The sequence below is a fragment of the Empedobacter sp. 225-1 genome (assembly GCF_030328185.1).
Lineage (GTDB): Bacteria > Bacteroidota > Bacteroidia > Flavobacteriales > Weeksellaceae > Empedobacter > Empedobacter stercoris.
Map to the genome: position 1 here is coordinate 17,891 of NZ_JACALO010000024.1, position 13,287 is coordinate 31,177.

Below are 13,287 nucleotides of genomic sequence, written 5' to 3' on the forward strand. Positions count from 1 at the left end.
ATTAATTTGCGGTTTCTTTTATTTCGATTGGATCAGCATAATGTGCTAAACCAAAATTACGCGTCAAACATTCTTCTGGATTGTTAATATGCCACTCGAATTCATCACGGAAGTGACGAATTGCCGCTGCAACAGGCCAAGCCGCTGCATCTCCTAATGGACAAATTGTATTTCCTTCGATTTTACGTTGCACATCCCATAACAATTCGATGTCTGACATTTTACCTTTTCCTTCATCGATTCGTTTCAAGATTTTTTCCATCCAACCTGTTCCTTCACGACAAGGCGAACATTGTCCACATGATTCGTGGCGATAGAAACGAGCTAATGTATATGTATGATACACCACGTCTTGATCTTCGTCTAACACGATAAATCCTCCAGATCCCATCATTGTTCCTGTTTGGAAACCTCCTTCTGCTAAACTTTCGTAATTCATATAACGAGGTTTACCTTCGGCAGTTCTTAACAATAAGTTTGCAGGAACAATTGGCACAGAACTTCCTCCAGGAATACATGCTTTAAGGCGTTTTCCGTTTGGAATTCCGCCACAATATTCGTCTGAATAGATAAATTCTTCAACCGTAATCGTCATATCAATTTCATAAACGCCAGGTTTATTAATGTTACCACAAGCTGAAATTAATTTTGTCCCGGTAGAACGACCAACTCCAATTTTAGAATAGGCTTCTCCTCCAATTTCAATAATTGGAACTACAGCAGCAATTGTTTCTACATTGTTTACAACCGTTGGTCTTCCCCATAATCCTTTTACAGCTGGGAAAGGTGGTTTAAGACGTGGATTTCCACGTTTACCTTCTAACGATTCTAATAATGCCGTTTCCTCACCACAGATGTAAGCTCCACCACCACGCTGAACATAAATTTCTAAATCGAAACCAGTTCCTTGGATGTTTTTACCTAACCAACCTGCAGCTTTTGCTTCGTCGATTGCTTCTTCTAAAATTTCTGCAACCCACGCGTATTCTCCACGGATATAAATAAATGAAGTGTTAGAACCTAAACAGAATGATGAAATCAAAACGCCTTCAATTAACAAATGAGGAATATATTCCATCAAGAAACGGTCTTTGAACGTTCCTGGTTCTGATTCGTCTGCATTTACCACCAAGTGTCTTGGAACACCTTCTGGTTTTGCCAAAAAGCTCCATTTCATTCCAGTTGGAAAACCTGCTCCACCACGCCCTCTTAAACCAGAAGTTTTTACTTCTTCTAAGATTTCGTCGGTTGTCATTTTAAATGCTTTTTCAGCATTTGCATACCCACCATTTTCGCGGTAAACTTGGTAATGACGAATTCCTGGAACATCAATATTTTTTAACAGTAATTTTTGTCCCATTATGCTAATTTTTTCAATTCCTCTAATAATTCGTCCACTTTCTCGATCGTCAAATGCTCACGATAAGTTTTTCCTAACTGCATCATTGGTGCATAACCACACGCTCCTAAACATTCGACTGGTTTTAAGGTAAATAAACCATCAGTCGAAGTTCCTCCAGCTTCAATATTTAACTTTGATTTGATGTGCTCGATAATTTTGTCTGAACCATTTAACATACAAGGTCCTGTTTGACAAACTTCTAACACATATTTCCCAACGGGATTTAGGTTGAACATCGAATAAAAAGAAGCTACTTCGTAAACTTCTACTGGTAAAATTTCTAATACTTCTGCCACATAATCTAAATGAGGTGTGTCTAACCAACCACCAAACTCAGCTTGTGCTACATGAAGTAAAGGGATCAAAGCACTTTGTTTTTTATCCGCTGGATAACGTGCGATGATTTTATCTACTTTTTGTTGTGTCTCTTCTGAAAATTGAATTGCCATTTTTAATAATTTTTATTAAGCATCTAATTCTCCAGCAATCAAATTCAGACTACTCATTGTAACAATGGCATCTGAAATCATTGATCCTTGGATCAATTCTGGATAAGCTTGATAATAAATGAAACAAGGTCTACGGAAATGTAAACGGTATGGCGAACGTCCACCATCAGAGATAAAATAATATCCTAACTCACCATTTGCGGCTTCTATAGAATTATAAATTTCTCCTTTTGGCATATCTACCTCTCCCATAATAATTTTGAAATGATAGATCAACGCTTCCATTTTTGTGTACACATCCTTCTTAAGTGGTAAATAGAAGTCTGGAGCATCTGCATGATACTGTGTTGCTTCTTCTCCTTCTAACGCATCAATTTTTGCAATTGCTTGCTTGATAATGCTTAAACTTTGCCACATTTCTTGACCACGCACTAAGAATCTATCGTAACAATCTCCTGTTGTACCAACTGGAATATCGAATTCGAATTCTTCGTAACGAGAATATGGTTTCGCAACACGAAGATCATAGTCTACACCTGCCGCACGTAAGTTTGGTCCTGTGAAACCATAATTTAATGCACGCTCAGCAGAAATTCCTCCAACTCCTTGTGTACGATCCATAAAAATGCGGTTACGTACGAATAGGTTCTCAAATTCTGTTAAGACATCTGGAAATTCTTTTACGAAACGATGGATTTTTTCCCAAGCAGTTTCAGAAAAATCACGTTCAAAACCTCCAATACGACCAATATTTGTTGTTAAACGAGAACCACAAATTTCTTCGTAAATCTCATAAATTAACTCACGGTATTTCATCATATAAAGGAATCCTGTAAATGCTCCTGTATCAACTCCCATAATCGAATTACATACGATATGATCTGCAATACGAGCCAATTCCATGATGATGACACGTAAATAAGAAACGCGTTTTGGAACTTCAATTCCAACAAATTTCTCAACTGTCATGTGCCAACCCAAGTTATTCAACGGTGCCGAACAATAGTTCAAACGGTCTGTTAAAGGTGTAATTTGGTACAATGGTCTACGTTCAGCAATCTTCTCAAAAGCACGGTGAATATACCCAACTGTAGAAACCGCCGATTTGATGATTTCACCATCAATCTCTAAAATATTTTGAAATACCCCATGTGTTGCAGGATGCGTAGGTCCTAAGTTTAAGGTTATTGTGCTTTTTTCTAAAGAACCGTCTGGAAGATCAAGATGTTTATTTGTTTTAGTTTTCTCTTTTCCCATGGTTAATTTGCTTTTACATTAAAACCTCCATAATTGAAATCTCCTCCACGACCAAACATCTCATCGTCTTTATCTTTACGCGTCTGATCCTCTAATGGGAATTCTTTGCGTAAAGGGAAATAATCCATTTCTGGAACGTTCATTACACGAATTAAATTTGGATGCCCAACGAAATCAATTCCGAAAAAGTCATACGCTTCACGTTCTAACCAGTTTGCTGTTTCGAATAATTTAGTTGCTGTAAAAATCGAAGGTTTTTCGATTGGTAAAGCAAATTTTAAACGAACCTCAACATTCTCGTACATATTATAGACTAAATAAGTTACAACTAATTCCTCTCCAACATTATTTGGGTAATGAATCGCCGTTAAATCTTTCAAGAATTTAAATGCTAATTGCTCTTCGTCGTATAAATATTGAAGAATTTTCAGATTGAAATCTTTGTTTGCATGAATTGTCAAAACACCAAAGTGTTCTTCGTATCCAACGATGTTTTCTTGAAACTTTTGAACCAAACGGTCTTTTATAAATGAATTATCCATTATTTCGACTTATTTAATTCCATAACTTGTTAAAAGTTGCTGATATTCATCGCTACTTCTACGACGAACGCTTTCTGACTCTACCAATTCTTGAATACGCATTACGCCATCAATAATTGCTTCTGGACGAGGAGGACAACCCGGCACATAAACATCTACAGGAATTACTTCATCAATCCCTTGTAAAACCGAATATGTATCGAAAATACCACCTGAGCTTGCACAAGCTCCAACTGCAATAACCCAACGAGGTTCTGCCATTTGAATGTAAACTTGCTTCAGAACTGGAGCCATTTTCTTAGAAATTGTACCCATTACCATCAACAAATCGCACTGACGTGGCGTAAAAGCCAAACGTTCAGATCCAAAACGTGCCAAATCGTATGTCGAACCCATTGTCGCCATAAACTCGATTCCGCAACAACTTGTCGCAAATGGTAAAGGCCAAATTGAGTTTTTACGGGCTAATCCAACTACTTTTGATAATTGCATCGCCATAAAACCCTCACCTTCAAAACCACCTGGAGACTCAACGATCTTCACGTTGGTATTGTGTGTTACTGGTCTTTTATTATGAATCATTATACTATTATTTTAGATTTTAAAATGCTCTATTTTTCCCAGTTTAGAGCTCCTTTTTTGCGTACATATAAGTACATCACGAAGAATAATCCAACGAATGTTGCAACTGCTGCAAATCCTTCCCAACCTAATTCTTTAAAATTCGCTGCATAAGGGTAAAAGAAAATTACCTCTACATCGAACAACACGAATAAAATTGCAACTAAGAAATACTTAATGGCAAATGGCTGTCTTGCATTTCCTACTTTTTCTATCCCCGACTCGAAATTCTCTAACTTTTCATCTGTCTTTCTCGAAGGTCCAAGCAAATGTGTTGCAATGATAGTTCCTGCTACGAATGCAAAAGCAACGACAAAAAGAATGAGGATAGGAATATAACTTGATGCTGTGTCCATAACTACTTTACTGTTTTTCCAACTAATATTTTATCGATAAAAATAATAATAAATTACCATATTATTTATGATTATTAGTTTACAATGAGTTGCTATTCTTAATATGATAAATATAATATAATTTATCTATATCGGCACTTAAGTTTATTCCACTAAAAAAGGAGAACTAACAACTTGGTTAATTCTCCTTGCATATTTTACTAGATTACTAATTAAAACTAAAAAATGTTAATGAATTAATAAATTTTGTAGACTTTGTAAGGCTTCATGCACGTTTTGTATGTGTTCAAATCGCAGTAATAATGTTGGATATTCTTCTCCTTTTTTAGGTGATTTTTCCTTAAAACTGATATTTTTAGGGTTATTTTGAACGTTATTTAAAATTATTCTAAATTCATCTGATTGATAAAACTCGCTTTGTGGTTTATTAATAAAATAAGCCAAAAGCACGCCTTTTTTCATGACCAATCGTTCGAAACCTAATTTTTTACTAATCCATTTCAATTGAATAGATTCTAATAAATTTTCAGCTTCAACAGGTAATTGACCAAAGCGATCAATCAAATTGTTTTTAAACGTTTCTAACTCATTTTCAGTCTCAATATCAGCTAATTCCTTGTACAACAACAAACGTTCTTCAGAACTTTCTATATATTCATCTGGGAACATAATTTGCAAATCCGAATCAATCTGCACATCCGAAACATAGGATTTTACTTCTCCCGTTTTTTGATCTTCGAACAAATCTTTGAAATCCGTTTCTTTTAATTCTTCAATGGCTTCATTTAAGATTTTTTGATACGTTTCGAAACCAATATCCATCATAAATCCAGTTTGTTCTGCACCTAATAGATTTCCTGCACCACGTATCTCTAAATCTTTCATCGCGATATTAAATCCAGAACCTAAATCTGAAAACTGTTCAATTGCTTGCAAACGTTTACGAGCCTCATCGGTTAAAACAAACAACGGAGGTGCAACCAAATAGCAAAATGCTTTGCGGTTACTACGCCCTACACGACCACGCATTTGATGCAAATCGGCTAAACCGAAGTTTTGCGCATCATTGATTAAAATTGTATTGGCATTCGGAACATCCAATCCCGATTCGATAATCGTTGTGGAAACAAAAACATCGTAACGTCCATCAATAAAATCGAGTAAAACAGCTTCTAATTCTTTCCCTTCCATTTGCCCATGTCCAGTAGCAACACGCGCATCAGGAACTAAACGTTGTACCATTCCAGCAATATCTTTTAACGATTGCACACGATTGTGAATGATATAAACCTGTCCACCTCGTTGCATTTCGTACATAATTGCATCACGAAAAACCTCTTCGTTAAATCCTACCAATTGCGTATCGACTGGTTGACGGTTTGGTGGTGGCGTTTTAATCACTGATAAATCACGCGCAGCCATCAACGAAAACTGAAGCGTACGAGGGATTGGTGTAGCCGTTAACGTCAATGTATCAATATTTTCGCGAAGTGTTTTTAATTTATCTTTTACTCCAACACCAAATTTATGTTCTTCATCAACAACCAATAAACCTAAATCTTTGTATTCGATTTTTGGATTAACCAATTGATGCGTACCAATCACAATATCCACTTGACCAGACTTTAAGCCATCTAAAACGGTCTTTTTCTTCGCTCCTGTAACAAATCGATTAAGATAAGCGACCTTAACAGGTAAATCTCTCAAACGTTCTGAAAACGTCTTAAAATGCTGAAAAGCTAAAATTGTTGTTGGTACTAAAACTGCAACTTGCTTTCCATCTACAGCAGCTTTCATTGCTGCTCGAATCGCTACTTCCGTTTTCCCGAAACCAACATCACCACAAACCAAACGATCCATCGGACGCTCCGATTCCATATCAGCTTTTACATCTTGCGTTGCTTTATATTGATCGGGTGTATCTTCATAAATAAAAGAAGCTTCCAATTCATTTTGCAAATACGTGTCGGGTGAATACGAAAATCCTTTTCTTGCACGCCGTTTAGCGTATAATTTGATTAAATCAAAAGCAATTTCTTTGACCTTTGCTTTTGTTTTATTCTTCAAATTTTTCCAAGCAGGCGAACCTAATTTTGAGATTTTTGGTTCTTGTCCATCTTTCCCTCGAAACTTGGCAATTTTATGCAACGAATGAATGTTGACATACAAAATATCATTGTTTTGATAGATCAATTTGATCGATTCTTGCATAACACCATTGTTATTTAAACGTACTAATCCCGCAAATTTTCCAATTCCATAATCGATATGCGTCACGAAATCACCCACTTGCAACGAATTAATTTCTTTAAGCGTGATGGCTTCTTTTTTCGAAAATGAATTACGAAGATTGAATTTATGATAACGTCCAAAAATTTGGTGATCCGTATAACACGTTAATTTGATTTCTTCATCGATGAAACCTTGATAAATAGATCCTAAAACTGGAATATACGACACTTCTTTTCCGATATCATCAAAAATTTCTTCGAAACGTTTGATTTGATTCTCGTTCGAACAAATCAGTGCATTTTTAAAACCTTCCGCTTTATGTTCATTCAAATCATCTATCAATAATTCGAATTGTTTATTAAAACTTGGTTGTGGCTTAAAAGGTGATTCAATTTCTTCAATTGTTTCGAAATAAGATTTCATCGAACATTCGATCACTCCAAATGTTGAAATTTGTTGAAGAAAACCATTTTCATTCAAAAATAATTGATTCGGTTCAGCTTGTTTAATCTCACCTTTTAGTTCTGAGAAAGCAGCTTCGGCTTGTTCAAAATTCCGATTGATTTGTTTTGCTAAAACTGAAATGTTTTTAGCGATAATCAAACTATCTTTTGGTATATATTCTAAAAAACTTTCGCGTTTTTCATTGATTGATTTACTTTCAAGATTCGGAATAATCGTAATTTCTTTTGTTGTCGCAATTGACAATTGATTTTCAATATCAAATGTTCTGATTGTTTCAACTTCATCTCCAAACAACGAAATACGATATGGATGTTCGTTGGAAAACGAAAAAACATCTATAATCCCTCCACGAATCGAAAATTCACCTGGTTCGGAGACAAAATCTACTCGGTGAAAATTATAAGACGCTAATATTTCTGTCAAAAAATCAATCCCTAAATCATTTCCAACTTTTACTTTTAAGGTATTTGTTGTCAATGCTTTTTTCGTCACCACTTTTTCGGACAAGGCTTCTGCGTAGGTCACAATAATTTTTGGTCGCTTTGAATGCGAAAGCACATTTAATACTTCTGTGCGTATGACCACATTCGCGTTGTTCACTTCCTCTACCTCGTAAGGACGTTTATAAGAAGAAGGAAAAAATAGAATTTGTTCTTTATCAAACAAAGTTTCTAAATCATTCAACACATAAGCTGCTTCTTCTTTGTCATCAAAAATTAGAATGGTTGGACGAGCAACACGATCATATAAATGCCCCGTTAGGATGCTTAATCCAGAACCTAAGAATCCTTTGATGTTAACTTTATGATGTGGATTATTTTTAAAATTGACAATAAGCTTCTGTACGAAATCTGAAGAATCGTATAAGCTAAAAACGTTGTGAATAGTTTTCTGTTCCAAATTCTTGCAAAGATAATCAATTGATAAAAACAAAAAAGAGGATAGAAAACTATCCTCTTAAAAATATAATTTTTAAACTATCTATTTCTTGACAGCAACAGAATCTTTTTTTACTGTTATAGAATCAGCATTGGGAGCAATTGGTTTCACATCACTTGCATAGCCAACAACAATTCCGTCCAATTTATCTACTCTTTTTACTTTAAACGTTTCTGTTCCTTCTGCTCCTTTAAAAGATACTTTATAAACTGCTTCGTAAACCGTTTTATCACCGTCTTGTAGCGGAGTCATTTTCTCAAAATTATAGATGTCTACAGGTCCATATTGTTTCACAACTGCATTCAAATCATCAACATTCACACCTTCAACTTTAGCAAACAACGAATCTGGTTTATCGGCTCTGTATTTATAAACGTCTAAAATTGCCTCTTTCACTTTATAATCTGGTAAATCTGATTTTTTATTACATGCTGTTAAAGCCAAAATCCCGCCAACCATAAATAATGCACTTGCTTTCATAATTCAATATTTTTTTGTGTTAAATGATTGTATCTAATGTAATAACAAATAAATTTAAAAACAAGTATTTTTATTAAAATCAATAAGATAAAGGAATAAAAAAAACGACTCTACAAGAAAATCGATTATTTATTGAATTATTTCTATTTAACGTTACACTTCAAAATTCACATAAAATCCTTCGTGCCCACGTACATTAAAAACTGTATTGTCTTCAAAAATTAAGTATTGACCTTTAATTCCTTTCAAAACCCCTTCTATTTCATGCGTTTTTTTCAAATTTAATGATTTCACTTTTTCAGGATAGGATAAAACAGGATAATCTAATTTCATCACTTCTGGTTCTTCGACTAAAAATTGTCTAAACTCTGGGTTAACCTCCTCTTTAATGGTTTGATAGTGTTGATACAAATCAATTTCAGGTACCTCATTTTTCAGCATACGTTGCCAATTTGTTTTGTCAGCAATTACATTTTTTAGGGAAACTTCTATCATTCCAGCTTCATAACGATTATCTGTTCGCGCTATAATAATTGCTTCTGATGCACCTTGGTCTATCCAACGTGTTGGAACTTGCGTTAAACGTGTCACGCCAACTTTAACACCAGATGAATTCGCTAAATAAACAATATGCGGTTGCAATTCGAACTTTGTTTCAAATTCTAAATCACGTTGTCCAATTCCTAAATGTGCGGTAGAAAGTTCTGGATTGATGATACTTGGGTTAGCTTCTGGGACTGTAAAAAAGCAATTTTTACAATATCCCATCTGATAAATTTCTTTATCCTCGTGGCAACTCAAACATTCGTAATGATCAAAGCTAATCTTGATTTTTTTTCCTAACAATTGATTCATCACGATAAAATCATTCTTGAAATTCCAATAGTAATTTATAGGAGTTCCATTTTCAGTTGTCATTTTACGAATTTGTCCTTCAAACTGCATATTGCTAAAAAAGTTTAATTAATTTTGTGTAAATCTACAAAACTTTTAACGGATGGGAATAGTCAATAAGATTATGGAAATTATGATGCGTAGCAGAATGAATGTTATCGAAGAAAGCATCAAAAATCCAATTGGTACGCAAGAACGTGTGTTGTTTGAAAACATCAAAAAAGCCAAATCGACTATTTACGGAAAGGAATTTCATTTTGATGAAATTAAATCTATTCAGAAATTTCAAGAACAAGTTCCTGCTGTACATTATGAAGATTTTCAGCCTTATATTGAATTGGCAAGAAAAGGTGAAAAAGATGTAGCTTGGCATGGAAAAATAAAATGGTTTGCTAAATCTTCGGGAACGACAAATGCCAAAAGTAAGTTTATCCCGATTAGTAATGAATCGTTAGAAGATTGTCATTATGCAGCTGGAAAAACAATGTTTGCGTTATATTTAAATGCATATCCCGAAACGGATATTTTTATGCATAAAAATCTTCGAATTGGAGGAAGTAGTGAACTTTATCAACAATACGACACACGTTTTGGTGATTTATCAGCTATTTTGATTGATAATTTACCTTTTTATGCCGAAATGAAAAACATCCCGAATCGTGAGATTTCGTTGATGTCAGATTGGAATGTAAAAATGGATGCCATTATTAATGCAACAAGAAATGAAGATGTCGGCTCTTTAACAGGAGTTCCATCGTGGATGTTAGTAGTATTAAACAAATTATTAGCTGAAACGGGAAAGAACTATTTAGACGAATTATGGCCAAACTTGGAGGTATTTTTCCATGGAGGAATCAACTTTACACCTTATGCTGAAAATTACAATTTAATCACTCAAAAAGATTTAAATTATTTCGAGTTATACAATGCTTCGGAAGGATTCTTTGGAATTCAAGATCAATTGCATAAAAAAGATTTATTGTTATTATTGGACAATGGTATTTTTTATGAATTTATCCCGATGGAAGAATTTGGTTCAGAAAATCAACATTATTTAACTATCGAAGAAGTTGAAGTGGGAAAAAATTATGCAATAGTCATTACCACTAATGGCGGATTATGGCGCTATATCATTGGTGATACGGTTCGCTTTACTTCAACAAATCCACACCGAATCGTTGTTTCTGGACGCACAAAACATTATATCAATGCATTTGGAGAAGAATTAATGATCGAAAATGCAGAAGAAGCGTTGAAAAGAGCTTGCCAGCAAACGAATTCTATTATTTCTGAATACAGTGCTGGTCCAGTTTTTATGGAAGGTAAAGAAAAAGGTGCACACGAATGGATGATTGAATTTGATAAAGAACCTGAAAATTTTGAGCTATTTATTGATTGTTTAGACAAAGGATTGCAAGAAGTTAATTCCGATTACGAAGCAAAACGTTACAATAATATGACGCTTAATCGTCCTATTGTTCATTGTGCGAGAAAAGGATTATTTATAGAATGGATGTCTTCTCGTGGAAAATTAGGTGGTCAAAATAAAGTACCGAGATTATCCAATACAAGAGAATTTATAGAACCATTAATCGCTTTAAATAGAAAATAAAAACAAAAGAGAATCAACTTAGATTCTCTTTTGTTTTCCGTAAATTTTATAGGATAATTAACTCAAAACCAGTAAATTTATTTCTAAAAAATACGTTTCCCTTGAATAATTACATGAAAAACGATACGGAATATGGTAAATTTTGGACAATCTTATACAAGGAATTCAAATTATCGAAAACTTTATGTGTAGAGATTTTCGATTATACCAAATTAATGCAAAACACAATTCAGCTTAATTTTGAGAATATCTTAATATCTTCGCAACAATGGAAAAGATTATTTTAGGGATTGATCCTGGTACAATGGTAATGGGTTTTGGTTTGATTGAAGTCAAAAACAACAAGATGAAATTAATTACATTAGATGAATTATTGTTGCATAAACTTCCGAATCAACAAACGAAATTAAAAATGATTTTCGAAAAAACCTTGGCCATTATCGATCAATATCATCCAGATGAACTGGCCATTGAAGCGCAATTTTTTGGTGTAAATGTTCAATCTATGCTAAAACTTGGGCGTGCACAAGGTGTTTGTATTGCGGCGTGTTTGCATCGCGATATGCCAGTTGTTGAGTATGCTCCAAAAAAAGTTAAAATGGCAATTACTGGGAATGGAAATGCCTCTAAAGAGCAGGTGGCAGGAATGTTGCAACATTTGCTTGGTCTAAAAGAAATTCCAAAACGTTTGGATGCCACAGATGGACTTGCTGTTGCAGTTTGTCATTATCTAAATTCAGGAAAAACATCAGGAACATCAAGTTCATATTCAGGTTGGAATGCTTTTGTGAAAAATAATCCGAATCGAACAAAATAGATATATTTGTACTATAATTAGCAACCTAATTTATAAAAACATAAAAAAAATCAAATGAAAAAATATTTAATCGCTGCATCCATTTCTGCCACTGTTTTCTCTTCCTTATTGTTTTCATGTAAAGATTCGTCAGGAAAAAACAACACGGCTATCACTGAGATTGTATCGAAAATAGAACAAAACAAATATAAAATTGGAGATAAAATCGATATTCCTTTGACAAGTTTAGAAGGAATAACGAAAGTTGTGGTTTCTGTCGATGGACAAGAAGTGCCAGCTGATTTTACAATTGATGGAAAAACGATAGGATTAGGAAATCATACTGTTAATTTGAGATTCTTCAACGGTGAAGAAGAAACAAATTCACGCGATTTTACATTTGTGGTTTATGCAAATGAACCTGCTGCAAAATGGTCGTATGAAATAGTTGGTAGCTATCCACACAACAACGATTATTTTACACAAGGGTTTTATTTCAAGAATGGAAATATTTTCGAAGGAACAGGACTTCGTGATGGAAAAACACGCCTGATTGAATATAAGCTAGGTGCAACGGAACCGACAAAATTGTACCAAATAAAAGATGATGTTTTTGGAGAAGGTATTACAGAATTAGATGGTTTTATTTATCAATTAACATGGCAAGATCGTGCAATTTACAAATATGATTTGGACTTTAATCAAGTCAAGAAATTAGATATGCCTGCACAAATAATTGAAGGTTGGGGAATTACAACTATCGGAAAAGAATTGGCTGTAACTGAGGGCTCTCAACGTATTCATTTCTTTGACGATAACTTTAATTACCTTAGAACCATACAAGCTTTTGATAGCCAACAACCATATAGTTATTTGAATGAAATTGAATACCACGATGGTTTCATTTACGCCAACGTGTACTTAAAATCTGGACACGCAGATAATAGTAATATCGTGGTAATTGATCCGCAAACAGGTGCTGTAAAAGCTGAATTTAATTTTGCAGAACTGAAAGGTAAACAAGGTAATCCGCAAGCACAAGAATTGAACGGTATTGCGTTCAAAGACAACGGAAACATGCTCGTAACTGGTAAACTTTGGGATAAAATTTTTGAAGTAAAAGTGAAGAAATAAAATAATTTCCAAAAGAAAAGGCAAGCTTTATATAGCTTGCCTTTTTGGTTTGATTATTTTGGTGTAAATAAAAAGCTCGACCTGCAAAATCGAGCTTTTCTTATCAAA

At 34.3% G+C, this 13,287-nt stretch carries 12 protein-coding genes; 3 read left to right on the forward strand and 9 right to left on the reverse strand.

All coding sequences use genetic code 11. The annotated features are described in order from the left end of the window. Position 1: 1 nt before the first annotated feature. The 9 genes from nuoF to HX088_RS08475 form a co-directional block, all read right to left on the reverse strand. Positions 2-1,360 (reverse strand): NADH-quinone oxidoreductase subunit NuoF, encoded by a 1,359-nt coding sequence (gene nuoF / locus HX088_RS08435; protein ID WP_260541456.1) that lies wholly within the window; start codon positions 1,358-1,360, stop codon positions 2-4. Then, entirely contained in the window at positions 1,360-1,851 is a 492-nt protein-coding gene (locus HX088_RS08440; protein ID WP_260541458.1) for an NADH-quinone oxidoreductase subunit NuoE family protein, read from the reverse strand. The genes nuoF and HX088_RS08440 overlap by 1 nt, the downstream gene beginning before the upstream one ends. Positions 1,852-1,866: 15 nt before the next feature. Further along, positions 1,867-3,108 carry an NADH-quinone oxidoreductase subunit D gene (locus HX088_RS08445; RefSeq protein ID WP_171623768.1) on the reverse strand — a complete coding sequence of 414 codons (1,242 nt, stop codon included), beginning with the start codon at positions 3,106-3,108 and terminating at the stop codon, positions 1,867-1,869. Positions 3,109-3,110: 2 nt separating this feature from the next. Beyond that, a complete protein-coding gene (locus tag HX088_RS08450; RefSeq protein ID WP_171623769.1) occupies positions 3,111-3,650 on the reverse strand; it encodes an NADH-quinone oxidoreductase subunit C in 540 nt (179 codons plus the stop codon). A 9-nt stretch (positions 3,651-3,659) separates the two neighbouring features. Further along, a complete protein-coding gene (locus HX088_RS08455; protein WP_171623770.1) occupies positions 3,660-4,232 on the reverse strand; it encodes an NADH-quinone oxidoreductase subunit B in 573 nt (190 codons plus the stop codon). Between the two features lie 29 nt (positions 4,233-4,261). Further along, positions 4,262-4,627 (reverse strand): NADH-quinone oxidoreductase subunit A, encoded by a 366-nt coding sequence (locus tag HX088_RS08460; RefSeq protein ID WP_171623771.1) that lies wholly within the window; start codon positions 4,625-4,627, stop codon positions 4,262-4,264. 228 nt (positions 4,628-4,855) lie between these two features. Next, a complete protein-coding gene (mfd, locus tag HX088_RS08465) occupies positions 4,856-8,224 on the reverse strand; it encodes a transcription-repair coupling factor (protein ID WP_286483924.1) in 3,369 nt (1,122 codons plus the stop codon). Between the two features lie 81 nt (positions 8,225-8,305). Beyond that, complete coding sequence (locus tag HX088_RS08470) at positions 8,306-8,743, reverse strand: hypothetical protein (RefSeq protein WP_188319497.1); 438 nt, start codon at positions 8,741-8,743, stop codon at positions 8,306-8,308. Between the two features lie 153 nt (positions 8,744-8,896). Beyond that, on the reverse strand, positions 8,897-9,688 hold the full coding sequence (locus HX088_RS08475) for a DUF2797 domain-containing protein (RefSeq protein ID WP_188319496.1): 792 nt from the start codon (positions 9,686-9,688) through the stop codon (positions 8,897-8,899). Positions 9,689-9,740: 52 nt separating this feature from the next. On the opposite strand from HX088_RS08475, the gene HX088_RS08480 reads away from it, so the two are divergent. The 3 genes from HX088_RS08480 to HX088_RS08490 all read left to right on the forward strand — a co-directional run bounded on the left by HX088_RS08480 (position 9,741) and on the right by HX088_RS08490 (position 13,179). After that, entirely contained in the window at positions 9,741-11,249 is a 1,509-nt protein-coding gene (locus HX088_RS08480) for a GH3 auxin-responsive promoter family protein (RefSeq protein WP_171623775.1), read from the forward strand. 268 nt (positions 11,250-11,517) lie between these two features. Continuing rightward, on the forward strand, positions 11,518-12,066 hold the full coding sequence (gene ruvC / locus HX088_RS08485) for a crossover junction endodeoxyribonuclease RuvC (protein ID WP_286483925.1): 549 nt from the start codon (positions 11,518-11,520) through the stop codon (positions 12,064-12,066). Positions 12,067-12,120: 54 nt separating this feature from the next. Beyond that, positions 12,121-13,179 (forward strand): glutaminyl-peptide cyclotransferase, encoded by a 1,059-nt coding sequence (locus tag HX088_RS08490; protein WP_188319495.1) that lies wholly within the window; start codon positions 12,121-12,123, stop codon positions 13,177-13,179. Positions 13,180-13,287: the final 108 nt, after the last annotated feature.